This is a genomic window from Prevotella sp. BV3P1 (assembly GCF_000479005.1).
Classification (GTDB): domain Bacteria; phylum Bacteroidota; class Bacteroidia; order Bacteroidales; family Bacteroidaceae; genus Prevotella.
In genome coordinates, this window is sequence record NZ_AWXC01000007.1 from 82,923 (window position 1) to 106,723 (window position 23,801).

Sequence of the window (23,801 nt, forward strand, 5' to 3'; positions counted from 1 at the left end):
CATCATCTGAAGCTCCTGCAATCCACCTCACTTGTAACCAATTTACCCTGTTAAAATTCGTTTGTTTTGCCCTATAGAAGACTCCCAAAGACTGATGCCGCACGATTGAAAGCCCTCAAGACGCTGCTGGACAATAACGATATCTATACCGTTAGGAATAGATTCGTGGATTGGAAGTTGCTCAACATGGCTCAACAGTTGTACGACAGATTGCTCACAGCTTGCGACCAATATCGCATTAGTAAGCAGGCTCAGGCCCGACAAAGCAGAAGGGTGAGCAAGCTACAGCGTAATGCTACCCTGTATCTTAGTCATTTCTTGCAAGTTTTGTTCATGTGTGTTGAGCGTGGAGAAATCAAGAATAAGCAGCTACAGCTCTACGGTTTGGAGCCAAATGCAGCGAGTTTGCCCGACATCAAGAATGCAGAAGCCTTGAAAGAGTGGGGGAAAAAGGTGGTTGAAGGAGAGAAAGAGCGAATCAAGAAAGGCGGATGTCCCATCTATAACCCTACCATCAGCATGGTGTTCACTCATCATGACATATTCAAGGAGGCACATGAACAACAGCAATCACTGACGGCCAAGACTAAAAAGACGCAGGAAGAAATCATTCTCTTACGTCCAGAGGTGGATGAAGTTCTGTTGGATATTTGGAATCAAATAGAGAAACATTTTGAGAATGAGCCACCCGAAGTGCGCTTTCCTGCCTGCCGGAAGTTGGGCGTGGTGTATTATTACCGCAGACACGAGGAGCATCTGTATGGCGAATAGTCTTACCCATGGCCTGCCACAAGCCTGCGTCACAAATGCAAAAGGTTCGCCGGACAGGTGGAAACAGCGCTTTTCTGCACGTTTTGTCTTTACTAATTCTACGTTCTATAACAACGACTGTCACACTTTATAACAACTTCTGTCACATTCAATAACAATTTTTATGACGACAACTTTCATAGACACACACGCTCATTTGGATGGAGAAGAGTTTCAAAACGACCTTCCCGAGGTTATCGCGCGTGCCAAAGCGGCCGGTGTGGAAAAGATATTCGTGCCTGCCATCGACCTTGTTCATTTGCCTGAATTGATGAATGTGTGTCGTAAATATCCTGATACGCTGCATCCCATGATAGGGTTGCATCCGGAAGAGGTGAGGGCTGACTGGAAGGACGTGTTGAAAAACATGAAACAACACTTGCTTGACAACTTGGCTGGGACGAACGATGAGCCAAGATGTATCGCCGTTGGTGAGGTCGGATTGGACTATTATTGGAGCCGAGAATACGAACACGAGCAACTTGAGGCTTTTGAAGAACAAGTGAAGTGGGCCGTAGAATGTCAGCTGCCACTGATGATTCACTGTCGAAAGGCGCAAAACGAAATGGTGAAATTGTTACGAAAATACGAAAAAGACTTGCCGGGTGGCGTGTTTCATTGTTTCACTGGCAACGACAAAGAGGCTGCCGAATTGTTGAGCTTCCAACGCTTTGTGTTGGGCATTGGTGGCGTGTTGACGTTTAAGAGCAGCAACCTGCGCGAGATGTTGCCCATCCATGTGCCGCTCAACCGCATCGTCTTGGAAACCGACAGTCCGTACATGGCACCCACGCCCAACCGTGGTAAGCGCAACGAAAGTGCTTTCGTGGCCTTGGTGCTGAGGCAGTTGGCACAGTGTTATCAGGTGAGTGAGGAAGAAATTGCAAGCCAAACCAATGCCAATGTACAGCGAGTGTTTGGAGTAGGTGTGATGGATAAAGCCGTTTGATGGATGAGAGGGTTGCCGTTGATAGTAGGGTTGTTCTTGATGAGTACTGATGTTTGCGCCGAACGGGCCGACTCGTTGCACCATTATAATTATTCTTTGCAGGTCATGCCAGGCAGGTTAGTCGCCCTGGACCAATACGCTGAACGGTGGATCAAGAAGACGCCAAACCTCTCGTTGGCCGCAGAAATAGGGCGCGTGGCATTGCCTGACGACAGTGATGCCTTTGCTTCTGACTTTGGATATCCGTCGCTCACCTTGGGTTTGCGTTACACTTTTAATAATCAGGTGAGCCTGCACCGCGACCCAGATCCTGCATGGGGACAGGCCAAAGAGGTGGATTACAATTCTCGTTTGGGCAACACGGTGTCGCTGTACGGCAAGTTTTATCGCCCTTTCTTTCGCCATTTGCGGTGGGAAACGGCCTATTCGTTCAGCTTTGGCGTAGGCTACAGCCACCTGAAGTACAATAAACAAAACGATATTGATAACGAGTTGATAGGTACCAACTGGCTTATTTATTTCGGTGCCGGCGTGCATGCCACCTATCATCTCAACAATCAATGGGGCATACGCGGCGCCATCGAATTCGTCCATCACAGCAATGGCGCTTTATATCGGCCCAACAAAGGTTCCAATGCGGTGGGTACATCCCTTGGAGTGGTGTACGAACCGTATTACAAACAGTTGATTAATACCGCCCACCCTCGTTTTTATCAACCTTTTCAACGCTATTGGTACCTCAATTTTGCAGCAGGCGTAGGTGCTAAAACCATGTTGGAGGATTGGCTGACCACGCAATTTAGAACCAATCCCTCGCATCCTGATTACCGTACCGAACATTTTAAGGTGTATGCAGCCTACTCGTTACAGGCCGACGTGATGTGCCGTTATGCGCGCAGGTGGGCATCGGGCGTGGGCATTGATTGGTTTTATGGAACCTATGCCTCGCACATAGCCGACTTAGATGCGCGGCAAGGTAACGCTGCCAAGCATAGTCCGTGGTCGTTAGGTATCGCTGCCAAGCACGAAGTGTTCTATCATCGGCTGTCTTTGGGCCTGTCGTTTGGCTGGTACTTGCACCGCCAGATGGGCTACAACGCTTTGTTCAACGAATCGAAATATTACGAACGCATTGGCTTGCATTATGCTTTTCCAGTGCTGGGCGGATTGAAAGCAGGCATCAACGTCAAGGCTCATAAAACCAAAGCCGACCTCACGGAACTGGTCGTTGCAATTCCCGTGAGGCTGTAGGTCAATCGCTGTCTTAACAACTTGATGGCTTGTCAGTTCCTCATCCATTCATCGTTGGCCTTTGGGGTGACAATCTGTAGCTTGTCGTTGTTGAGCCGAACGACATATTTGTCTTTGGTGTTGCTGATGCTGTCAGCCACGTTCAGTTCCAGTTGCCCCATCTGAAGGGTGGTTAACTGGTTGCATCGATTTTCCCATTTGATATTTTTGGGGTCTTCGAGAAAGGCACCATGGGTGACTACGGTGATGGGTGAGGTGAAGTGGTAGGTAATGCGCAGCTTAGGTTTGGCGTAACTTTCCAGCATTCCGCTTCCCGACAGTTCAAAAACAAATAAGTCAACCTTCGTCTTCCACCATTCTACGGTGAGCGGTTTGTTGGTCACTTGGAAGGTTTTGTCGTACGGTTCGTATTTGATATATTCGTCATCATACCCCCGGGTCTTTGTCTTTTGGCTGTTCTTCATGTAGAGCAGCGCCTTGGGGAGGCACGAACTTTCACTTATCGTCCATTGCTGCGAGTAGATGTTGTCAATGGTGAGAAAGAAAATCAGCTCTACATCCAAGTGTTCAACGACCGCCTGAATCTTCCATGTGTCACCTTCGGGGCGGGTGTAACTGATGGTATAGTTGTTGCGGCCAGGCATGTTCCAGGCCTTCAAAGTATAGATGTCTTCCAGATTCTTGGGGGCTTTGTGCTTCACGATGTTGATGTTTTTGAAGTAAAGTGCGTTCACCGAGTCACGCCCTTCGAGGGTGTTTTGGCGGACATATTCCCTGAACATGCGCGTGTAAGCGATGATGTCGGTAAAATATTCGAGGTACTCTTCGGTGTACCCGTATGCCCGATATCCTGCTTTCGTCATCGTGGCGCTTTCGTCACTGTTGTTGTATTCGGTCAAGCTTCTTTCACATCCCGAAAGAACCAGTATGGCCATGATGCCTGTCAATAGTTTTGTTTTCATTTTTCAGTCTGTGTTTGTTTTTAAAATCTGTAACCCATGCCTGCCCTAAGCGTTCCCATTTGATAAGAGCCCAGTTCGCCAAAGCCATACAACTTGGTGCCAATCATGAAACCAAATAAGGTAAAATCGGCTGCGATGTTGTACGAACTGGTGAAGTTGTGGTCGGTATAACTTTTGTATAACAGCTGACCCACGCCGAGCGACAGGCCACTGTAAAAGCAATGTTTCGCCCGAATGGCATAGTAATATCTCATACTTGCCATCAACGCTGTATGGTGCAGGTTGAAACTATAGGCATGGTTGCCAGTTGCGGTTTCGTAACATTGTCGCCACATATTTTGATAGGAGGCTTGCAAACCCACGGCCCAATGTTTGCTGAAGTGATAGTGCAGACCCATGGAGAAAATGGGTGAGGTGTTTTCTTCCTTGAGGTAGTACTTGCCCCAGTGGTACTTGTCCAAAGGCGTTTCATTGGGCAGCGAGGTAGAGGGGTAGCCGAAAAAGTTGGAAGCGTCTTCGATAGGCATACCCACAGCGAATGTTATCTCATATTTTTGATACGGATAACCCTTGCTTTCTGTTTGTTGTGCCCACAAAGGCGAGGTGGCGAAAAGCAGCAGAGCCGTTGCTAAGAAATGCCTTTTTGCCTGGTAGAATTTTTCTTTCATCGTGTTTGTTAATTTGACTTTTTATAACAAAACACAATAAGTGGTAAAATCTTGCATCGACCCTGCCATTTTTTTATTTTTTTTATTTGAGCCATGCCGTGCCTCGCCTATTGAGGTTGAATTTCAATCTCCATGCTTTTGGATGCCAAACCCAATGACTTTAGGGGCCAAACCCAATGACTTTGGATGCCAAAGTCAATGCTATTGGAAACTGAAACGGTGCGATTGTGCAACACGCTGATTTCCATTTTGTTATGATTCGCCTAGTAGATTTGTTTCATTAGCAGAACGCTTGCGTTCATTATCTTGTTTAGTTCATTGGTTTGATTGGTTTTATTCGTTGTTCCACGACATTGCCTTTGAATGAAAGAACCATAGCTGAAACAAAATAAATGGTAAAAACTTGCGATTGCCATGCAAGATTTTTTATATTTGTAGTTATAACCATAAAAGGTTACTGTATTCAAGGTAGAAATCAAGGTGGTGGTGCCGGGAATGCAGAAGAGACAAAATGAGAATGATGAAATATGTTTTTTACTTCTTGATAGGTCTGCTGTGCGCGAGTTGTGCGGTTGGTGACGGGGACGAAATGGGCCTTGGAACCTTGGATTCAGCGCATCTGTCGCCAGAATATTACGGGCAGTTTGAAGGGATATGGAGCATCAATGGTCAGAATATTGGCTCGGCTGAATTAGCGATGGGCGTACAACAAGTGTATTCAACACTACCGTTGGCCGACGACGTGCAACAGGCCATCGCACGCAAACTGGGCGTTGAGGCGTTGGGCGATGTGCGGAGTGGCAGCTATGGTGTGTCTTATTTGGAAACCGCTTACTCGGCCAGTTCGCGCTATTTCACGCTCCTGCCAGACGATGTCGAGATGACAGTGAAGGCCAAGGGCCACACACACAAGGTGCAATTGGTCATGGAACTGAACAATAACAAGGCGGTTTACGACAAACAGACCACGGCCTTCGTCGCCTTTTTGCATTTGGCCGAGGTTCGGTTGGACGGGGAGTTGCTGAGGGAATACAAACCGTCGCAGACCATTCAATTTAAATCTACGAAGAAAACCAGAACAAGTGGAGACTGAAAAAAGTCTTTTGGAAGATATACTTCAAGGTAAACGTACGGCCATGCGACGGTTGTATGAGCGTTACAGTGGTTATGCCATGGCCGTTGGGCTGCGGTATATAGCCGACCGTGACGCTGTGCAAGACGTGTTGCAGGATAGCTTTGTGAAAGTGTTCGCAGCCATCGACGGGTTCAGTTACCGCGGTGAGGGATCGCTGAAGGCGTGGGTGATGCGCATTGTGGCCAACGAGTCGCTGAACTATCTCAAGCAAAACCAGCGGCTACAATTCGTGGATGAGATGCCCGACGTGGCTGATGAGGATGAAGAGGTGGATGTGAAAAACATTCCCATGAGTGTGGTGATGCAGATGATACAGCAGCTCCCTGCTGGCTACAGGACGGTGTTCAACCAGTTTGTGTTTGAGGAGAAAAGCCATCGTGAAATCGCATCAGACCTGGGTATCAAGGAGAGTACATCGGCTTCGCAATATTTTAGGGCGAAAAACTTGTTGGCAAAAATGATTCAAGAATATTCAAAGACGACGACAATATGAAGAAAGACGATTGGATAAAAGATATACAACTGCGCATGGCGGACCATCAGGAACCTGTTAAGGATGACTTATGGGCTGGCATTGAACAGGCGCTTGACCAACAAAAAGTTGCTGGGAAGCCGGCCATGGTGATGAGCTGGCGGCGTTATGTTGCAGCGGCGGCCATCGTTTTAGCTTTGATGGGCGGAGCAGGATATGTGCTGTTCAACCATCAAGAACAGATGGGAAAAGAGGTGGCACGGACGGAAACCGAACAGCAACCGGTCGGTTTGCAGACCTGCACCCAACAGATTGAGCCGATCATGCTTGCCGAACAAGCACACGAGTCGGTGGCATCGCGTGTTAAAAAGGCGTTGACGGCCGTGCGGCAAGGAGCAGATAGTAATCTACCGTTGATGGCTTTGGTGCAGGAAAAGGAGGCAGAACCTTCGGACAGACCGCAGGATTTGATGGATAAAGATTTGGAACCAGGCGGACAACCGGAAGCGTCATCCGCCGAAGCAACTGACAAAGTGGCTGAACAACCGCAACCATCGGCCGTGCAAAAGAATGAGGTTGGAAGGTCATCGCAAACATTTTTGCCTGCCGAGAGGCAGCGCATCCATGCTTCACGCCATGGTTCGAAGGTAACGATGAATCTCTATGCGGCTAATTCGGTGGGTGCCTATTCGGGACGTAACGGTCTTGCAACGCCTGTAGATATGGTGGCTAACTATTGTTTGTCAAAGGCCGCTCCTGAATTGTTCTTTGCAGAGGCGGCATCGCCCACCGCCCTTCAGTCACACGAGGAGACGGATCATCACCAGCCTGTGTCGTTTGGATTGACGGCAGGATATGCCCTCAACCAGCGATGGACATTGACATCGGGGTTGGTGTACACGAAACTGTCTTCCGATTTCATTCAAGTTTTTGATGACAGTAGGCTTACCCGTCGCCAAACTTTGCACTATGTGGGAATTCCACTGAATGTGAATTTCATGGTCTGGGGGAACAAAAAACTAAAAACATACGTCACTGCGGGTGGGCAAGTAGACTTCAACGTGGATGCCAAAACGGTGAAAGAGGGCATCAAACACGACATGCCCAAGGACAAATTGCAGCTGTCTACCCAGGCTGCCTTGGGCTTGCAGTATGACTTTACGCCGCATCTTGGGGCTTATTTCGAGCCTGGCGTGAAATATTATATCGACAACAAGAGCGAAATGCAGAACTTCTTTAAGGACAAACCGCTGAACGTTCACCTGCAAGTGGGGTTGAGGTGGAACATTCAGTAAGCGTCAGAAGGAGGCTTGGGCGTTTGTTCACGCTGGTTGAAAGATGGTTCGGCGCATGCCGTTTGCGCACCTTATCCCCGCATTAGTTTCTGGTGTGCTTGTTCGAACTCTTTGGGATATTTGGCTTGCAGACAGAGGTTGACCAACGCGTTGGCCAGCAATTCTGCGTCATTCAAGTCAACACCTTGCCCACGCGATATGTCCTTGCCCAGACAAACCTCCCAGGTAGCGTTGAAACAGCTGTCTTCAGCACCCACATACGAGTGGTCGGGCTTGTCGCCGGGCATGACCTTGTAGCGGATGGCCTTGCTGTTGTTCACAGGTTTCATGGTGAGCAACATGTCGTATGCCATCTTCAGCTGCGGGCGGAACTTGTTGGTTCCGGGAAACATGTCATTGATGACGGGCATGATTTCGTCAAATTCGTAGGCTTGTAAAAGGTGAAATAGTTTCATAATTCTTTGTTATTGTTGTCTTTATTGTATTCAGTGTGTATAGATGCGTGCGTCGTATGGCTTGAAAATGTTGGCTTTTAGCATCGTTCGTCCTACCTGCATGGGGCGTGTGTTCTTGTTATTACACACGTTGTTCGTCTTCGTTTCTCTTTCGTTAGAGGATGTTTAATGCGATAACCGAGCAAGCTTCAGCATCGGCTAAGGCGTGGTGATGGTTCACTAAGTTGTAACCCAAATGGGCCGCTACCGTGTGTAACTGGTGATTGGGCAATTCGTGATGGCAGAAAACTCTGCGTGAAGCGATCAACGTACAATAGAAAGGATAGTTGGGATAGGCCATGTCGTAGGTTGCGAAGCAGGCCTTCAGGCAGCTCTCGTCAAAGGCTTTGTTGTGCGCCACCAATGGAAGATGCTTGATGAGGGGTGCTATTTCGGCCCACACTTCAGGGAAGGTAGGCGCATCTTGCGTGTCTGAGGGTAAAATACCATGCACGGCAATGTTGCGTGGATGGTAGTAATTGGGGTAAGGACGAATGAGGTGATAGTACGAATCGGTAATCTTCCCATTCTCTACTATCACCACACCTACGCTGCACACGCTGCTTCTGCAACTGTTGGCAGTTTCAAAATCTATGGCTGCGAAGTTGTTCAATGTTCGCTGCTGATATTATCTGTTTGTTTGATTGGCCTTGTTCTGGCTTGTTAAAACTTAGCCATTTTGATGGCTACCACGGCACATTCATCTCCCTTGTTGCCCAGTTTGCCACCGCTTCTGTCTTGAGCTTGCTGTAAATCGTTGGTTGTCAGCAAGCCGAAGACCACTGGTATCTCACTTTTGGCATTGATGTGAGCAATTCCCTGGGTCACACCTTGGCAGATATAGTCAAAGTGGGGCGTCTCTCCGCGAATGACACTTCCCAAGATGATGACGGCATCATACCCGCCATTGAGCACCATCTGATGGGCACCATAGATGAGTTCAAAGCTGCCGGGTACCGTCTTCACATGGATATTCTCAGGCAAAGTGCCATGTTTCTCGAGCGTAGCTACGCATCCATCCAATAGGGCACCCGTTATTTCGGGATTCCATTCAGACACCACAATGCCGAAACACATGTTGCTGGCATCAGGCACTTTCGACGCATCGTAGCTGGAGAAGGGGTGTAATGAGGTTGCCATGGGTGTTATCGTGAAGCGCGTTCGATGTATTTGTCAATCTCTCCACTCTGTACAACAGCCGAGTTGACATACGTTTTCTTAATGTCTTGATACATCGTCAGTGCATCGCTTTTCTTGTTCTGGCTTTCCAAAATCTTAGCCGCCTGCATCAAGAAAGTGGGCGACAGACTGTTGTTTACGCCGTCATCACCTTTGCTGTCAGCTTTCTTGGCAGCCTTTTTCAGGTTTTCTACAGCCTTGTCCAGTTGGTTGAGGTGAGCGTATGCGTTGCCAAGTGCGGCCAAAGCAGCCGGGCTTACCATGGCATCATCGGCACCATTGTATTCGCTCAAGTATTTAACGGCTTCCTTCCACTTGCCAAGGTTGGCATAGCAGAGGCCAGCATAGAGGTTAGCTAAGTTGCCTGCATCTGTGCTGCTGTAGTCGCTGGCGACCTTCAGGAAGCCTCCATATTTAATCTTGTCTCCGTTAAGTGCTTTTTCATAATCGCCTTCATTGAAGTACTGTTGACCCTTACCCAGCTCTGTACTGGCCTTTTCAGCTCGTGGTTTGGACACGTAAGCCTTGTAAAGGAATGCCCCGACAATGATGACAACGAGGGCTACGACTGCAATGATGATGGGCTTTTTGTATTTCTCAAAGAAAGCCTGTGATTGGGTGAGAGTATCTTTGTTTTCCTGATCTCTCTTCACTTGATTGTTTGCCATTTATTGATGATGTTTTTTTATTGTTTTTTCTGATATGCAGTGACGTCGGTTCCAGGCGTGAAGTGCCTTCCCGACTATGATGCGTTGCAAAATTAACGCATTTATCTCATATATTGAAATATATTGCTTACTTTTTTCGTTTTTCCCCCTTAAAACACGTAACTTTGCATGAACCCGACGGCTGTAAAGCAGTCTGTCAAGGGCATGTTTGCTATGATTCTCAAAAAGATATCCATACTCAATTATAAGAACATTCAGGTAGCCGACCTTACTTTTTCGCCTAAGTTGAATTGTCTCATCGGGCACAATGGCGAAGGTAAGACCAATTTGCTGGATGCTGTGTATTACTTGTCGTTTTGTCGCAGTGCTTTCAATCCCATTGATTCGCAAGTTATCACGCATGATCGTGATTTCTTTGTGCTCGATGGCATGTACCTTAACGACATGGGTGATGAAGAACGCATCTATTGTGGCATGAAGCGAGGCACGAGAAAGCGTTTCAAACGCAATCAGAAAGAATACAAGCGCCTGTCGCAACACATTGGATTGATTCCGCTCATCTTTGTTTCTCCGGCTGATACCGCCTTAATTGATGGCGGAAGTGACGCTCGACGTCGTTTCCTGGATATGGTTATTTCGCAATTGGATTATTCGTATATAGAACTGTTGGGCCGCTACAACAAGGCCTTGACACAACGAAATGCTCTGCTGAAAGCTGAACAAGAGCCTGATGGGGCGTTGATGGAAATCCTTGAACAGGAGATGGCAACGCAGGGAGAGGCCATCTATGAAAAGCGCGATGCTTTCGTTCGTGAATTCATTCCCGTGTTTCAAACGATTTATGACCATGTTTCAGGGTGTCACGAAACGGTGTCATTGCAATATATTTCGCATGCACAGCGTGGTCCATTGCTTGATGTCATCCAGCGTGACCGACACAAAGACCGTGCCGTGGGCTATTCGCTTCACGGGGTACATCGTGACGATTTGGAGATGATGATTGGTGGTTATCAGCTCAAACGCGAGGGAAGTCAGGGACAAAACAAGACCTATGTGCTGGCATTGAAGCTGGCTCAGTTTGATTTCCTCAAGCGTACGGCCTCGTCAACCACGCCACTTCTCCTGTTAGACGATATCTTCGACAAGCTTGATGCGGGTCGGGTAGAGCGCATTGTGAACATGGTGGCGGGTGATGCCTATGGACAAATCTTCATCACCGACACCAATCGTGACCATTTGGACAGCATCCTCAGCCGCCATTCGTTTGATTATAAGTTGTTTGAGGTGGTGCATGGAGAGATTAGCGAGCGGTTAACGAGTGGGAAAAACGCTACTGGTAGTGATGCTTTGGCACCCAAGAAAGAAACGGAGGAGAAGGATGTTTAGGCGAAAAGTACAGACACTTGCGGACATCTTGCAGCAGACTTTGCGCGAAAATGGATTGGAAACGCCCTTGTTGCAGCGTCGTCTGATTGACGCATGGCCTACAGTTGTGGGCAAAACCATCGATGAATATACGGGTGAACGTTTTATAAAAAATCAGACACTCTTTGTCAAAATACTCAATCCAGCTTTGCGACAAGACCTTTCCATGATGCGAACGCAACTGGTGAAGCGGCTCAACGAGCATGTGGGAGCCTTGGTCATCACCGAAGTGAGGATATACTAAGTGCTTAATCCTCAGCGCACTTTTGCGTGATGACCTCGTCCATTCGCACGTCATGCTCATCGGTTGGCACTTCGTCAACCAGTTGAAACGGGAAACATACACCTATTTTATAACAGTCTTTCGCTTGTGAAAGAAAACGATCGTAATAGCCTTTTCCCCGACCGAGCCGATGACCATGCCGGTCAAAGGCCATTCCAGGGACTAATATCAGGTCGATTTGCTCATAATCAGTGAACGCATCTGCTTGGGGTTCCATGATGCCAAAGGATCCATGCCCTACGTTTGTATCGTGTGTATAGCGGCATATTTTCATAGTGTGGTCATCCACTACGACGGGCAGGAGTAGTGTTTTCCCCTGCTGTAACAGCGTGTTGATGAGTTCATGTGTATTCACTTCATCGGCCAGTGACGCATACAATAGGATGGTGTGAGCCGACATTAAACGCGGATGAGCAAGCAAAGCCTCGATGATGGAAGTAGACATCCGGCTCAATTGCTCACTGCCGTAAGTCTTTTTGCGTAGTCGCATTTCCTGTCTGAGATTCTGTTTGCTCATCTGTCGCCTGTTTTTCATTGCCTTGTTAGGACGAAAAATCCTATGCTCTGTATGTTTGTGGCAGTCGTCTTACCTCGGGTTGTCGTTGCAAAAGGTTGGCATTGGCCACCTTCTTGTTTTCTTTTTTCCCATTTTTCTGCTGCTCAGGAGCCTTCGGGAACGCTGCATTGTTTCTGAATGTTTTCAGTGCTTCCCGAATGGATGCATCGTCCTGGTTGATGTATTGCAGCCAAGCCTGCTCGTTGAGCATGTTGTATATCACGCGACTGTTGATGTAGCGGTCGAGCAAGTTGTACGACTTCTTGATCATCAAGTTGCGCCGTTTCAGTCCCTTCTTGTCGGCATAGGTGGCGAATTTGTCCACCAGATTCTGCTTCTTGAGATAGTCTTCCATTTCCATCATCTCCTTGAAGTTGTTCAGCTTCAATCGATTGTCGTCCGTATACGAGAAGGCAAACTGCAAAATCAGTCCGCTCATGCTGGCTTGCTTATAATAAGAGGTGTAGTTCGTGGTGTCTTCCGGCACGAAAATGTCTGGCGTAATGCCGCCTCCACCATATACGGTACGCCCGTTGGCGGTATGGTATGCCGGGCCGGTATGTTTGATAGAGTCTTCCGAGAAGAACTCCCCATGCTGATAACGGCTCAGCAAATCTTGCGCATAGTCTTGTTCATCCCCCGGCACGTAGGGCTTCTGAATGCAGCGTCCCGATGGGGTGTAATAACGTGCGATGGTCAGTCGTACCATGCTTCCGTCGGAAAATTCAATCTGTTTCTGCACCAGTCCCTTGCCAAACGAACGCCGTCCGATGATGGTGGCACGGTCGTTGTCCTGCATGGCACCAGCAAAGATTTCACTGGCCGATGCCGATCCTTCGTTAATCAGCACCACCAATGGCATTTGTTTGTAGCTGCCTCGCCCGTCTGACCTGAACTCCTGTCGCGGCGACTTGCGTCCTTCGGTGTAGACAATGAGCCTGTTCTTGGGCAAAAACTCGTTGGCCATCTGTACGGCCGACTGCAAATAGCCGCCCGTGTTGTCGCGAAGATCAATGATCAAGTTCTTGAATCCTTGCTCACCCAGCTTCACCAAGGCCACCAACAGTTCGGCATAGGTAGTCTCACCGAAGCTCTTGATGCGGATATAGCCTGTGCTGTCGTCAATCATGTAGGTGGCCGACACGCTCTTCAAGGGTATGTCACCACGGGTGACAACAAACGATTGTGGCTTTTTGTCGCCATATCTCACCACGCCAATCTTCACCTTTGTGTTCTTGGGACCCTTGAGTCGTTTCATCGCTTCCTGATTGGTCACCACTTTCCCCACGAAGGGTTTGTCGTCAACCATTACGATTTTGTCGCCTGCCAAGATGCCTGCACGCTCGGCAGGACCGTTCTGAATGACGTTTTGTACATGGATGGTGTCCTCGCGGATGGTGAACTCGATGCCCACACCCGAGAACGATCCCTGCAATTCTTGGTTGGCTGCCTGCACGTCCTTGGCACTGATGTAGACGCTATGAGGGTCCAACCCCGTGAGAATTTTCGGCATGGCATCCTCCACAAGCGAATCAAGATTCACCTTGTCCACATACTGGTCGTCGATGATGTGCAGCAGGTTGTTGATTCGGTTGGTACCCGTATTGATGATGTTCAGTCGGTTTCCCGAGAAATGATTGGAGTAGAACGACCCCACTCCGATGCCGATGATGCCACAGAGGGCCATCAGCAGAGGTACGAATCGATTCGACTTATTTGGTTTCATTGTCTTTGATGTTTAGATAGATCACTTCTATGCCAGCTCTCTTCAGCAGGTTGATGCCGTCTTCCAGTCTGTATTTCTCGGCATACACCACACGCTTGATGCCCGCTTGTATGATGAGTTTGGCGCATTCTATGCACGGTGAGGCCGTCACGTAGAGCGTAGAACCGTCGCTATTGTTCGAGCTTCGTGCCAGTTTGGTGATGGCGTTGGCCTCCGCATGCAGCACGTAGGGATGGGTAACCCCATTCTCGTCTTCGCACACATTATCAAATCCGCTCGGCGTACCGTTGTATCCGTCGCTGATGATCATGTTGCCTTTCACCACCAACGCACCCACCTGTCGGCGGCGGCAGTACGAGTTTTCGGCCCAGATGCGAGCCATTCGCAGGTAGCGTTGGTCCAGTTGATGAAGTTTGTCATTGCTCATGGCGATGTTGTTTTTGGGGGTTATCGTGGATGTCGGACTGATTAGGCCAATTTGGCTGATTAGGATAATTGGGTTCCCCGCTGTTGTCGTTTGATGCCGTTGCGCTCCAACAGGGCGTCGATGGTGGGTTCTTGCCCGCGAAAACGCTTGTACAGCGTCATGGGATGCTCTGTTCCACCCTTGGAAAGAATGCAATCGCGGAACCGCTGGGCGGTGGTTTGGTCGAAGATGCCGTTTCGCTTGAACACGCTGAAAGCGTCGGCATCCAGCACCTCGGCCCATTTGTAGCTGTAGTAGCCCGCTGCATAGCCGCCGGCCATGATGTGCGAGAACTGCACCGTCATGCACGTCTCGGGCAGCTGTTTGCCGAGGATGGCCTTCTCCCAGGCTTTCTTTTCAAAGGGGATGATGTCTTCGTCGAACGCTTCGCGCTGGGTGTAGTAGGCCATGTCGAGCAGTCCGAAGCTCACCTGGCGCAGACATGCCATGCCTGCCATGAAGTTTCGACTGCGCACGATGCGGTCGATCAGCTCGTCGGGAATCACCTCGCCCGTCTTATAATGGAAGGCGAAGGTCTGCAAGAACTCGCGCTCAACGGCGAAATTCTCCATGAACTGCGAGGGAAGCTCCACGAAATCCCACCACACGTTGGTACCCGAAAGGCTCTCAAACCGCGTGTTGGCGAACATGCCGTGCAGCGAATGGCCAAACTCATGCAGGAAAGTTTCCACCTCACCCAGCGTCAGCAGGGCCGGTTTGTCATCCGTAGGCTTGGTGAAGTTCATCACTAACGACGCATGAGGACGCACGTTGTTGCCCTTGCGGTCTATCCACTGACCTTGAAACTCGGTCATCCAGGCACCGCCCTGCTTGCCCTTGCGCGGGAAGAAGTCGGCATACAGCACGGCCAGATACGAGCCGTCCCTGTCGGATACCTCGTAGGCTTTCACGTCGGGGTGATACACCGGGATGTCTTTGTTCTCCTTGAAGGTGATGCCGTACAGGCGGGTAGCCAGTCCGAAGACGCCCTTGATGACGTTCTCCAGCTTGAAGTAAGGGCGTAACATCTCTGCGTCGAGGTTGTATTTCTCCATCTGTAGTTGATGACTGTAATAGGCCGTGTCCCACGGTTCCATCACAAAGTCGGCTCCCTCCTGGCGCTTGGCAATCTCGCGGAGCGCCTCTTTCTCTTCCAATGCCGTGGGCTTGTAGGCCGCAATCAGGTCATTGAGCAGCTGGTAGACATTCTCCACCTTGGATGCCATGCGGTGTTTCAGCACATAGTCGGCATACGTTTCGTAACCCAAGAGTTGGGCTATTTCGCGGCGCAGGTTGATGAGCCGTTGGCAGATGGCCAGGTTGTTCTCGTCATTTTGGTGCGTGCACACCGTGTTGCGTGCCATGTACATTTGGCGGCGCAGGTCTCTTTGGGTAGAGTAGGTCATGAACGGCGAGTAGCTGGGTATGTCGAGCGTGAACACCCATCCGTCCATATTCCGCTCTTTGGCTGTCATGGCGGCAGCCTCGCGTGCGGTATCGGGCAGTCCGTCCAGTTGTTTCTCGTCGGTGACGTGCAGCGTGTACGCCTTGTTCTCCTTGAGGAGGTTTTGCGAGAACTGCAGCGACAGCACGCCAGCCTCTTCGGTTAGCTTGCGCAGGTGGTCCTTTCCTTCGTCGTCGAGCAATGCGCCACTGCGCACGAAGCCGTCGTACGACTTCTCCAGCAGCATCTGCTCCTCGGGCGTCAGCTCGCGATGATGCTCGTAAACATGTTTCACGCGCTCGAACAACCGCTTGTTCAGCATCACGTCGTTCGCATGCTTGGTGAGGATGGGACTGAGTTTCTGTGCCAGCTCGTCCAACTGGTCATTGGTTTCGGCCGACAGCATGCACGAGAAAACGGTTGACACGCGGTCAAGCAAGTCATAATAATGCTCGCCTTTCGAGGTGTCAACGCGCGCGATGGTGTTCTCGAATGTAGGCTCCTCGGGGTCGTTGATGGTCTTTTCAATGATTTCGTCGTCGCGGCGTATGCCCTCCATGAACGCCTCCTCATAGTGCTCGAAGCGAATGCGGTTGAACGGCACGGTGTGATGGGGCGTGTCGTATTCTTTGAAAAAAACGTTGTCGTGTTTTGCTTTCTCTATGTTGTTTTCATCCATACTCGTACTTTCTTCTTGATGCGTGATGCAAAAGTACGAAAAATATCAGATACACCTTATTATTATAGGGACATTTAACGAATATTAGACACGCATCCATGGGTTGAGGCACCGTCATGGGGCGTTTTTCCAAACTCATTGAGATTGAAGCCCAAACTCATTGAGATTGGAGGTCAAAGTCAATGAGTTTGGTGGTCAAAGTCAATGAGTTTGGTGGTCAAAGTCAATGAGATTGGCGTGAGTGTATAATAGGCTTCCGTTTTTGTTGTTATTTTATAGGTTTAATGCCCGTCATCCTTAGACTTTTCACGGATGTGCTATTGCTTGCCGAAGCTTATTTTTTCTTTCCGCTGATGTTCAGCTTGTACATCAGGTGCAGCATGACGTAATGGGGAATGGTGTTGAAGCGTGTTTCGGTTTTGCCTTGTCCATTGACCTCGTACGACACGTTCTTGAGCTGCTGGAAAAGGTCGTAGGCTTCGAGTTTGGCGCTTAACTTTCCCTTGCAGAACGACTGACTGAGGTAGGCGTTGCACACCCAATTATCAGTGTTGAACGACGGGTCGTCGTATCCTCTGCGGCTGAACATCTTCAGATCCATGCCTGTTTCCAGTCCGAAGCCGAAATGATAAGACCCCACGATGCCGTAGTTGAAGTCGTAAGCGTTGATGGTGTGGAAGTTTTCCCGCCTACTGTTGACGTTGCGCCAGCCCAAAGAGCCTACCAAACTGCAGGTGGCACCTTCTTTTTGGTAGTTCAGCGAGAGTTCGTTTCGCGTCCAGTGGTTGTTCACCTTGCTCAGTACGCTTTCGGTATGTCCCTCCACAGCCGTGAGGTCTACGTTGCGACTGTAACGGTATTCCAATTTATTGTCCAGTGTGAAGTATTTTGCACTGTCTAACGGGCAGTTGTAATAGATGCCTGCCGTGCCAGCCCAGTTGCCTTTCACATTCTGCGGTTTGTAGGTGTAAACGCCCGTTGTAGGGTTGAAGGTGAAGCCGTTGGCGATGGCGTTTTGTTGCACATTGAGCGAAAAATCCAAAGTTGGCCACTTGTATCGCCTGTTGTGTTGGTCAGCAAAGTGAATTATGGTAAAGTAGGTCGTGGTGTTTTTGAGGTTTGGGTTGCCCAACGAGATCGCCAAGGGGTTAGAGTCGTCGCGCCTGTCGATTTTCGAATACAGGTCAGGCATGCCGATTCTCATGTGACCATAAGCCAAGATGCTGTATTGATTGTAGGTGGCGCCCATGTTCAGGTTATATGATGTCTTCCATGTCTGTTGACTGATGTTGGTGTTGAGAGCCGTACTCCTGTAGTCCAGACGTTGTTTTTCGTGTTGAACGGGGATGTAGAGACCCATATAGAATGAGTTCTTGCCACTTTCTTTACGGTAGGTGATGTTCAAAGACAATTCCTGTGTCTGTGTCTTCAAATATCCTTGGTAACTGTTGTTGGAGTCCAATGCTCGCCGAAGAGCGTCGCGTGACGAGGGCAGGGTTCCCAATTCGTGTGCTTGCTGTTGCCAGTCTTGCAGCTGATCCAGTCGGTATTTTGAGTTGTTGGTGTATTTCATTTGTTGGTTGAAAGAGAATTCTGGAAGGAAAGTCCAGCCACTTGGAAGTTGGTATCTATAGTTTACGGATGCGTAATACTCGTAGCTGTGCGAGGGCGTGTCATCGTATCGGTCGCGTTGATCTTTGGCTGTCGCACCCTGCAGGTAGTCTAATCGATATTGTTCGAATGCCGTTCGTTTGGTGTTGTCATAGCTGAAAGAACCTTGGAAGAAGATGTTGTCTCCCGATTTCAAAAGGTAGGAACCATATAGGCGATTGGATGTCTGGAACGAATAACCTTCTCCAAGACTTTGATTTTGCTGTCTGTTGAGGACTGCGTCTTGCACTCGCCGACTCCATGGCGTGGTGAACAAGGTGTCAAGAACGGCTTGGGTGTCGCCCCAGGGCGCCGGGTCTTGTTTGAAGGAGCCAGCACGTAGGATGCTCCAGTTGTCACTTTTGCGGTAAGTGAGACTGTTCTCAACACGTAGCCAGAAGGGTTTACTCATCTCAAATTGGTGTTCGAGCTGGGTCTCGAAGTTTTTCGAGCTGCTCTCTGACACGCTTCTTGAATAGCTGTTGTTGCCCGTGTTGAGGAACGATTCGGTGGCTGTTTGGCTCACATTGTGGCTGTTTTGCCAGGAAACACTGGTCGACACGTTGTCGGTGATGGTGTTTTTGTCGTTGCTGGTAGCAAGGTTCAGCCCCACTGTCTTCTGCGTTACCTGTCCGTAGGGCATCTTGGTTGGGTCCCAGTCGCCTTTCTCGCCGGGCTTGCGGTCTTCGTTCACGTTGTTGAGGTTGGCGAAGACAGACATCTGTAGCCGTGGGTTGAAATACAGACCGAAAAGCTTTGTGGCGTATCGGCTGTTGGTACCTCCGGCTATGTCGGCGTTGGCGATGAAGTTTTTCTCATACTCTTTCTTTAGTTGGATGTCCATAACGTAGTCTTTCTTCTCCACATCCACGCCCAAGGCTTTGCTCTTCTCGGTGCTTTTCTCAAACACCTGCAAGTCTTTGACGGTGTAGCTGGGCAGGTTTTCTATCAGTGTTTTGTTGTCTTTCTTGAAGAAATCTTTTCCGTTGAGCGTCAGATAATCTAATTTTCGCCCATTGATGAAAATCTCTCCGTGGCTGTTGAGTGTGGCTCCCGGCAGCTGCCTAATCAACGCGTCGAGCATACTTCCCTGTGGAAGGTTGAAGGCTTCGGCGTTGAAGACCAAGGTGTCACCTTTCATCACCATCTTGATTTTGGTGCTTTTCACCACCACTTCGTCCAGCGTATGCTCTTTGTCTTCCATGCGTTTGCGCTGGATGGGCATGTCATCCAAGTCAATGCTGCTCTGTCTACCTTTGAAAAGTAGTTCGTGGTTGATGTACGTAGTTTGGTAATCGGGGTGCTCTATCTTGAAGATGTAGGTGTCTTCGCTCAGCTTCTTTCGTAGATAGAAGTAGGCATCGGGGTGTATGGCTTCTTTATTCCATGTGACAGTTCGGCAGGTGTCCACCATCACACTGTCGGAATTCATGATGGTGATCTTGGCGTCAAGCACGCAGAGATGGGTGAAAGAATCGACCACACGACCGTAGATATCAACGTTGCGTTCTTTCTTGTGGTGTGCTGTCTGTGGTAAGGCTTGTGTGAATAACAGCAACAAAGCCCAACATAGGAGAGATAGTCTTTTCATGTTCGTGTATGATTGATGTATATATTTATTCGGTTGTTCGTTAGGTTAGTCGCTCCAGTGCCGGCACCGTGACGTGTCCTCTGGTGAGTTTTACCAGACCATCGGTCTGCATGGCGTTCAAAGCAATGGATATATCCAGGCGAGAGGCGTTGAGTTCGGCGGCCAGTCTCACCATCTTGATTTTGAAAACCTTTTCTCCCGCGGGTCGCAGCGAGCGGTCTTTGAAGAAGTGGATGATGCGTTGACGGAGGTCAGTAGGTTGAGGATGCCATGGCTGTCGCTGCATGCGTTGGCTTTGGGTGGAGATGATGTTCAGCAGATTGAGGCGGAACACGATGAGTTGGTTGGTGAGTTGTACGACGTGGGCCTTGCTGATGGACATCGTGTTGCAAGGCGTTTTGGCCGTGTAGGTGCGCATGAAATGCTGGTTGAGGCCAAAGAGATGTTCTGGTTCGATGACCTGTGGCGCCCTCAGAGGTTCCGTCAGCGTGTAGCCATGGTCATCGGCGTGCGTCGTAACGCTCATCGTTCCATCCAACAAAAAGGTCAACTGGTGGCATGGCATGTCCTCTCTCACCATCACATCCCCTGCCTTGTGTTGCAGGAAAGCAAAAGGAATGCTTTCCGCCATGGCCCATAAATCTTGCTGACTGAGCCCTTGGAAGAGGGGAAGGGTGAGGAGTTTGTCGTAGGAGGTCATTTGCTGATCTTGTTTTTCAGCGAGGGTGAGAACCAAACATCATAGCGTCCGTCGGCGTTGGTGTATATCAGATAGACCATCAGGTCAGGATGTCGTTGTAAAACTTCTTTTGTCTTATCCAGTCCAAGCACCATGAATGCCGTGGCGTATGCGTCGGCTTTGGCGCATGTGTTGGCCAAGACGGTGGCCGAGAGGATGTTGTGTTGTACGGGATAACCTGTCTTTGGATCGATAGTATGTGCGTATTTCTTGCCGTTCTTGTAGTAGAATCGGCGGTAATTGCCGCTGGTCGCCATGGCCTTGTCGGTGACATTGAGCACCGTTTGCAGCTCGTTGTTCGTCTGAGTGGAATCGTCTGTGGGCTTGGTGACGCCAATCTTCCATGGCAATCGCTTGTCGCTGTTGCCGCTGGTGATGACCTCACCCCCAATCTCCACCATGAAATTCTTCACGTCTTTCGACCGCAATAGTTGGGCTACGGCGTCGCATCCGTAGCCTTTGGCAATGCCCGAGCAGTCGAGCATGATGCGTGAATCTTGCTTCTTTACGGTACTTCCCATGACAGCTACTTTGTCATAGCCTGTAAGAGTCAGCAGACTATCAATGGTATGCTTGGTGGGTTGGATGCCAGACTTAAAGCCAAAGCCCCATGCATTGACCAAAGGAGCCACGGTAATATCGAAGGCTCCGTTGGTATCTTTCGACACTTGCTTGGCTAAGTCGAACACTTCGACGAACATCTGGTTAAGCTGAACGTGGATGTTGCGGTTGATTTTTGAGATGATGGACTGTTCTTCAAAGGTCGAGAAGGTCATGTCTACCTTGTGAAGTTGCGCCAATATCTCTTTGTGCAAGTCTTTGTTCGACTGATATGTAATATTGTATGTGGTGCCGAAGACTTGTCCTGAGTTGTGTTGGTACGGCATGCTCTGCTGTTGACGGATGATGATGACCGAACCAACAATGAGGAAAAGGAGGAAAAACAGCTTGAGCAACTTCTTCCAACGCAATGGGTTGGAAGGGACGGTCTTGCGCTGTTCGTCAAGTGGAGCGTTGCTGCGATTCCGCTGGTCTTTGTTTATTTCGTTTGAATTGCTTTGCCTATCATTCATACTTTTACTGTCATTAAGTTCAAACTAACTTGTTATTCTTCTGGCCAGTGCCGCTCATTCGCTCTTCATTGCCTTGGAAGATGATGGAAGAGGCACGTTGGTCATTCCTTGTCTACCATTCAATGATTACGTTGAATGTTCCACCCAGGGGCGTTCCGCTGTACTTTCCAAAGCCTGGAACGTACCAAGGATGGCCCGCTTCGTTCTTGGTATTGGCAAGACGTCGTTTGTAACGAGCGCTCCATCCCAAACGGAAAGGCCCCCAAATTTTGGCATCTACGCCTACAACCCCTTCCATCCAATGATATTGGTTGTCGATGTCAGTCAGCTCAAAGGGAATCTGTGTCTTCCAAACGGGGTCGAGAAGGCCCGGATGTGTTACCGAGTATTTGAACTTGCTGTAACCATATCGCACGCCAACATACAGGCGGTAATCGTCGTTTTTGTTCTTCATCATGTTGAAGTCAACGCCTATTCTTCCGTATGGAGCTTTCGAAGTGTAATGCAAGTGCGTGCTCGGATCCTCGCTGTCAGCCTGGCCATAGCCCAGTTCGACAACGGGGAAGTATTTGTTGCGCAGGCTTACTCTTGCGGCTACTTCATACTGTCCGTAGTCGGAAAACTGCATCTGTGCGAGTCCCACCAGGTCACCAGAAACGGCAATGTGCCTGAAAAAGGACAGCGTATCTTTGGGTTGGATGACGATGGCCTTGCGCCTTTGTGCCATAACGGCCACTTGTGTCACGAGCAAGAGGCTAATGCAGATAGCTCTTGAAATAGATATAGAAATGTGCTTTTGTAGCATCGTAGTTCACGTTTTCATTGTGTATGACCACAGAGTCGATGGTATGTTTGGTGTAATCCACTCGTTTGATTTGATGGAAGACAGCCGGTGGACAGTCAACCGACTCGAAATGCGGATGATCTTCCTTGGTGATGCGCAGCGTATCAATGAAACTTTTGTTCTGCTGAGTGGTCATCTTGAAGTAAAGAATGTCCTCGGGTTGCGCGTAACTCATGGGCAATAGGAAGCTGTCTATGCCGATTGCCTTGTTCAGCAGCACCGTATCGCCGCTCGTAGTGCGTGGAGTGGTGATGGTAAGCGTATCTTGCAGTTTGGCAACATCACCTTTGAGCTTGTACGAAGTGGTCACTGTGTTGTTCAGCGGACAATCGATTGTAGAGCACGAGGTGATGGCCAATACCATCAAAATTACGTCAATTATTTTTCGCATCGTATGGTTTTTTCTATCTGGTAATCGTTCCTACCGGGGTTAGAGCGACTGATGAGGTCGCCTAAGAAGCCCGCTAAGAACAGTTGAGTGCCAATGAGCATGGTGGTAAGGGCGATGAAAAAGTAGGGCGAGTCGGTGATCAAACGCATCGGGATGCCGTTCGACAGGGCGTAAACCTTCTCTGCTCCAAGGATGATCACGGCAATCAATCCCACCAAGAACATCAGCGAACCGAGGAAACCGAAAACATGCATCGGCTTTTTGCCGAAGTTTGACAGGAACCAAAGGGTGATGAGGTCGAGGTAACCGTTGAAGAATCGGTTGAAACCAAACTTGGATGTACCGTATTTCCGCGCCTGGTGATGCACCACCTTCTCGCCAATTTTATCGAAACCGGCACTCTTTGCCAGGTAGGGGATGTAGCGATGCATCTCGCCATACACCTCAATATTTTTCACAACCTCGCGCCTGTAGGCCTTCAGTCCACAGTTGAAGTCGTGCAAGTTCTTGATGCCGCTAATCTTGCGGGCCGTGGCATTGAAGAGTTTCGTGGGCAATGTCTTGCTCAATGGGTCGTAACGTTTTTGCTTATAACCCGAAACCAAGTCGTAACCATCCACGGTAATCATGCGATACAGTTCTGGAATCTCGTCGGGAGAGTCTTGCAGGTCGGCATCCATCGTGATGACCACGTCGCCTTGGGCCTCCTTGAATCCGCAGTAAAGTGCCGGACTCTTTCCATAATTACGACGAAAACAGATGCCTCGCACGTGCTCTGATTGGCCGGCAAGGCGCTGGATGACGTTCCAAGAGCCGTCGGTAGAACCGTCGTTCACGAAGATAACTTCGTACGAATAGGCGTTTTGTTGCATGACACGCTCAATCCAAGCGTATAGTTCGGGTAGTGATTCTTCCTCGTTGAAAAGAGGGATGACAACAGATATGTCCATAGTATTCTGCAAAAATAACCAAGCATCTTTCCACCATGTGATCCATCTTTTCACTCATCGTGACATGCTTTTGAGGCTCTGTGGTGCGGATGCTGGATTTG

24 protein-coding genes are annotated in these 23,801 nt (G+C 49.2%); 8 read left to right on the forward strand and 16 right to left on the reverse strand.

Going from position 1 to position 23,801, the window contains the following annotated elements; genetic code table 11:
- Window positions 1-66: 66 nt before the first annotated feature.
- The 3 genes from HMPREF1254_RS01445 (at window position 67) to HMPREF1254_RS01455 (ending at window position 3,010) form a co-directional block, all read left to right on the forward strand.
- Entirely contained in the window at window positions 67-771 is a 705-nt protein-coding gene (locus HMPREF1254_RS01445; RefSeq protein WP_023056810.1) for a hypothetical protein, read from the forward strand.
- A 163-nt stretch (window positions 772-934) separates the two neighbouring features.
- Entirely contained in the window at window positions 935-1,759 is an 825-nt protein-coding gene (locus tag HMPREF1254_RS01450; RefSeq protein WP_023056899.1) for a TatD family hydrolase, read from the forward strand.
- Window positions 1,760-1,762: 3 nt separating this feature from the next.
- Entirely contained in the window at window positions 1,763-3,010 is a 1,248-nt protein-coding gene (locus tag HMPREF1254_RS01455) for an acyloxyacyl hydrolase (RefSeq protein ID WP_023056814.1), read from the forward strand.
- Window positions 3,011-3,042: 32 nt separating this feature from the next.
- Here the strand turns inward: HMPREF1254_RS01455 and HMPREF1254_RS01460 are convergent, their stop codons facing one another.
- Both HMPREF1254_RS01460 and HMPREF1254_RS01465 read right to left on the reverse strand, forming a co-directional pair.
- On the reverse strand, window positions 3,043-3,972 hold the full coding sequence (locus HMPREF1254_RS01460) for a hypothetical protein (protein WP_023056877.1): 930 nt from the start codon (window positions 3,970-3,972) through the stop codon (window positions 3,043-3,045).
- A gap of 20 nt (window positions 3,973-3,992) precedes the next feature.
- Entirely contained in the window at window positions 3,993-4,640 is a 648-nt protein-coding gene (locus HMPREF1254_RS01465) for a hypothetical protein (protein WP_023056956.1), read from the reverse strand.
- Window positions 4,641-5,157: 517 nt separating this feature from the next.
- Here HMPREF1254_RS01465 and HMPREF1254_RS01470 point away from each other — a divergent pair.
- Genes HMPREF1254_RS01470 through HMPREF1254_RS01480 form a run of 3 tightly spaced genes read left to right on the forward strand, consistent with a single transcriptional unit; the run spans window position 5,158 to window position 7,542 of the window.
- Window positions 5,158-5,733: a hypothetical protein gene (locus HMPREF1254_RS01470; RefSeq protein WP_023056917.1), complete on the forward strand. Its 576-nt coding sequence runs from the start codon at window positions 5,158-5,160 to the stop codon at window positions 5,731-5,733.
- On the forward strand, window positions 5,723-6,268 hold the full coding sequence (locus HMPREF1254_RS01475; RefSeq protein ID WP_004348113.1) for an RNA polymerase sigma factor: 546 nt from the start codon (window positions 5,723-5,725) through the stop codon (window positions 6,266-6,268). Before HMPREF1254_RS01470 ends, HMPREF1254_RS01475 begins: the two co-directional genes overlap by 11 nt.
- Window positions 6,265-7,542, forward strand: a complete 1,278-nt coding sequence (locus HMPREF1254_RS01480; RefSeq protein WP_023056931.1) for an outer membrane beta-barrel protein — start codon at window positions 6,265-6,267, stop codon at window positions 7,540-7,542. Before HMPREF1254_RS01475 ends, HMPREF1254_RS01480 begins: the two co-directional genes overlap by 4 nt.
- 71 nt (window positions 7,543-7,613) lie before the next feature.
- Here the strand turns inward: HMPREF1254_RS01480 and HMPREF1254_RS01485 are convergent, their stop codons facing one another.
- The 4 genes from HMPREF1254_RS01485 to HMPREF1254_RS01500 all read right to left on the reverse strand — a co-directional run bounded on the left by HMPREF1254_RS01485 (window position 7,614) and on the right by HMPREF1254_RS01500 (window position 9,883).
- Entirely contained in the window at window positions 7,614-7,997 is a 384-nt protein-coding gene (locus HMPREF1254_RS01485) for a hypothetical protein (RefSeq protein WP_023056902.1), read from the reverse strand.
- Window positions 7,998-8,151: 154 nt separating this feature from the next.
- Window positions 8,152-8,649, reverse strand: coding sequence for a 3'-5' exonuclease (locus HMPREF1254_RS01490; protein ID WP_023056861.1), 498 nt, complete (start codon window positions 8,647-8,649; stop codon window positions 8,152-8,154).
- 50 nt (window positions 8,650-8,699) lie between these two features.
- Window positions 8,700-9,176 carry a 6,7-dimethyl-8-ribityllumazine synthase gene (ribH, locus tag HMPREF1254_RS01495; protein WP_023056924.1) on the reverse strand — a complete coding sequence of 159 codons (477 nt, stop codon included), beginning with the start codon at window positions 9,174-9,176 and terminating at the stop codon, window positions 8,700-8,702.
- Window positions 9,177-9,181: 5 nt separating this feature from the next.
- On the reverse strand, window positions 9,182-9,883 hold the full coding sequence (locus HMPREF1254_RS01500; RefSeq protein WP_023056821.1) for a tetratricopeptide repeat protein: 702 nt from the start codon (window positions 9,881-9,883) through the stop codon (window positions 9,182-9,184).
- A 213-nt stretch (window positions 9,884-10,096) separates the two neighbouring features.
- Between HMPREF1254_RS01500 and recF the strand changes: the two genes are divergently transcribed.
- Window positions 10,097-11,269 (forward strand): DNA replication/repair protein RecF, encoded by a 1,173-nt coding sequence (gene recF, locus HMPREF1254_RS01505; protein ID WP_231385785.1) that lies wholly within the window; start codon window positions 10,097-10,099, stop codon window positions 11,267-11,269.
- Window positions 11,262-11,552 (forward strand): DUF721 domain-containing protein, encoded by a 291-nt coding sequence (locus tag HMPREF1254_RS01510; protein WP_004348121.1) that lies wholly within the window; start codon window positions 11,262-11,264, stop codon window positions 11,550-11,552. The genes recF and HMPREF1254_RS01510 overlap by 8 nt, the downstream gene beginning before the upstream one ends.
- Window positions 11,553-11,556: 4 nt before the next feature.
- Here the strand turns inward: HMPREF1254_RS01510 and HMPREF1254_RS01515 are convergent, their stop codons facing one another.
- The 10 genes from HMPREF1254_RS01515 to HMPREF1254_RS01560 all read right to left on the reverse strand — a co-directional run bounded on the left by HMPREF1254_RS01515 (window position 11,557) and on the right by HMPREF1254_RS01560 (window position 23,700).
- Entirely contained in the window at window positions 11,557-12,108 is a 552-nt protein-coding gene (locus HMPREF1254_RS01515) for a 5-formyltetrahydrofolate cyclo-ligase (protein ID WP_036890841.1), read from the reverse strand.
- A 40-nt stretch (window positions 12,109-12,148) separates the two neighbouring features.
- Window positions 12,149-13,873: a S41 family peptidase gene (locus HMPREF1254_RS01520; RefSeq protein ID WP_023056901.1), complete on the reverse strand. Its 1,725-nt coding sequence runs from the start codon at window positions 13,871-13,873 to the stop codon at window positions 12,149-12,151.
- A complete protein-coding gene (locus HMPREF1254_RS01525) occupies window positions 13,860-14,300 on the reverse strand; it encodes a deoxycytidylate deaminase (protein WP_023056973.1) in 441 nt (146 codons plus the stop codon). Before HMPREF1254_RS01525 ends, HMPREF1254_RS01520 begins: the two co-directional genes overlap by 14 nt.
- 59 nt (window positions 14,301-14,359) lie before the next feature.
- Window positions 14,360-16,462, reverse strand: a complete 2,103-nt coding sequence (locus tag HMPREF1254_RS01530) for a M3 family metallopeptidase (protein ID WP_023056896.1) — start codon at window positions 16,460-16,462, stop codon at window positions 14,360-14,362.
- A 334-nt stretch (window positions 16,463-16,796) separates the two neighbouring features.
- Window positions 16,797-19,703, reverse strand: coding sequence for a hypothetical protein (locus HMPREF1254_RS01535; protein WP_023056851.1), 2,907 nt, complete (start codon window positions 19,701-19,703; stop codon window positions 16,797-16,799).
- A gap of 40 nt (window positions 19,704-19,743) precedes the next feature.
- Entirely contained in the window at window positions 19,744-20,403 is a 660-nt protein-coding gene (locus tag HMPREF1254_RS01540) for a Crp/Fnr family transcriptional regulator (protein WP_023056885.1), read from the reverse strand.
- On the reverse strand, window positions 20,400-21,413 hold the full coding sequence (locus HMPREF1254_RS01545) for an FAD:protein FMN transferase (RefSeq protein WP_036890842.1): 1,014 nt from the start codon (window positions 21,411-21,413) through the stop codon (window positions 20,400-20,402). The genes HMPREF1254_RS01540 and HMPREF1254_RS01545 overlap by 4 nt, the downstream gene beginning before the upstream one ends.
- 214 nt (window positions 21,414-21,627) lie before the next feature.
- Complete coding sequence (locus HMPREF1254_RS01550) at window positions 21,628-22,242, reverse strand: DUF6048 family protein (protein ID WP_023056820.1); 615 nt, start codon at window positions 22,240-22,242, stop codon at window positions 21,628-21,630.
- 28 nt (window positions 22,243-22,270) lie between these two features.
- A complete protein-coding gene (locus tag HMPREF1254_RS01555; protein WP_036890804.1) occupies window positions 22,271-22,750 on the reverse strand; it encodes a DUF6452 family protein in 480 nt (159 codons plus the stop codon).
- Window positions 22,738-23,700: a glycosyltransferase family 2 protein gene (locus tag HMPREF1254_RS01560; RefSeq protein ID WP_023056898.1), complete on the reverse strand. Its 963-nt coding sequence runs from the start codon at window positions 23,698-23,700 to the stop codon at window positions 22,738-22,740. Before HMPREF1254_RS01560 ends, HMPREF1254_RS01555 begins: the two co-directional genes overlap by 13 nt.
- Window positions 23,701-23,801: the final 101 nt, after the last annotated feature.

Excerpts from the sequence above, each read along its gene's own strand:
- HMPREF1254_RS01450 (WP_023056899.1), top strand. The coding sequence starts at position 935 with ATGACGACAACTTTCATAGACACACACGCTCATTTGGATGGAGAAGAG.
- HMPREF1254_RS01455 (WP_023056814.1), top strand. The coding sequence starts at position 1,763 with ATGAGAGGGTTGCCGTTGATAGTAGGGTTGTTCTTGATGAGTACTGAT.
- HMPREF1254_RS01460 (WP_023056877.1), bottom strand. The coding sequence starts at position 3,972 with ATGAAAACAAAACTATTGACAGGCATCATGGCCATACTGGTTCTTTCG.
- HMPREF1254_RS01465 (WP_023056956.1), bottom strand. The coding sequence starts at position 4,640 with ATGAAAGAAAAATTCTACCAGGCAAAAAGGCATTTCTTAGCAACGGCT.
- HMPREF1254_RS01470 (WP_023056917.1), top strand. The coding sequence starts at position 5,158 with ATGATGAAATATGTTTTTTACTTCTTGATAGGTCTGCTGTGCGCGAGT.
- HMPREF1254_RS01480 (WP_023056931.1), top strand. The coding sequence starts at position 6,265 with ATGAAGAAAGACGATTGGATAAAAGATATACAACTGCGCATGGCGGAC.
- HMPREF1254_RS01485 (WP_023056902.1), bottom strand. The coding sequence starts at position 7,997 with ATGAAACTATTTCACCTTTTACAAGCCTACGAATTTGACGAAATCATG.
- ribH (WP_023056924.1), bottom strand. The coding sequence starts at position 9,176 with ATGGCAACCTCATTACACCCCTTCTCCAGCTACGATGCGTCGAAAGTG.
- HMPREF1254_RS01500 (WP_023056821.1), bottom strand. The coding sequence starts at position 9,883 with ATGGCAAACAATCAAGTGAAGAGAGATCAGGAAAACAAAGATACTCTC.
- recF (WP_231385785.1), top strand. The coding sequence starts at position 10,097 with ATGATTCTCAAAAAGATATCCATACTCAATTATAAGAACATTCAGGTA.
- HMPREF1254_RS01510 (WP_004348121.1), top strand. The coding sequence starts at position 11,262 with ATGTTTAGGCGAAAAGTACAGACACTTGCGGACATCTTGCAGCAGACT.
- HMPREF1254_RS01515 (WP_036890841.1), bottom strand. The coding sequence starts at position 12,108 with ATGAGCAAACAGAATCTCAGACAGGAAATGCGACTACGCAAAAAGACT.
- HMPREF1254_RS01520 (WP_023056901.1), bottom strand. The coding sequence starts at position 13,873 with ATGAAACCAAATAAGTCGAATCGATTCGTACCTCTGCTGATGGCCCTC.
- HMPREF1254_RS01525 (WP_023056973.1), bottom strand. The coding sequence starts at position 14,300 with ATGAGCAATGACAAACTTCATCAACTGGACCAACGCTACCTGCGAATG.
- HMPREF1254_RS01530 (WP_023056896.1), bottom strand. The coding sequence starts at position 16,462 with ATGGATGAAAACAACATAGAGAAAGCAAAACACGACAACGTTTTTTTC.
- HMPREF1254_RS01535 (WP_023056851.1), bottom strand. The coding sequence starts at position 19,703 with ATGAAAAGACTATCTCTCCTATGTTGGGCTTTGTTGCTGTTATTCACA.
- HMPREF1254_RS01540 (WP_023056885.1), bottom strand. The coding sequence starts at position 20,403 with ATGACCTCCTACGACAAACTCCTCACCCTTCCCCTCTTCCAAGGGCTC.
- HMPREF1254_RS01550 (WP_023056820.1), bottom strand. The coding sequence starts at position 22,242 with ATGGCACAAAGGCGCAAGGCCATCGTCATCCAACCCAAAGATACGCTG.
- HMPREF1254_RS01555 (WP_036890804.1), bottom strand. The coding sequence starts at position 22,750 with ATGCGAAAAATAATTGACGTAATTTTGATGGTATTGGCCATCACCTCG.
- HMPREF1254_RS01560 (WP_023056898.1), bottom strand. The coding sequence starts at position 23,700 with ATGGACATATCTGTTGTCATCCCTCTTTTCAACGAGGAAGAATCACTA.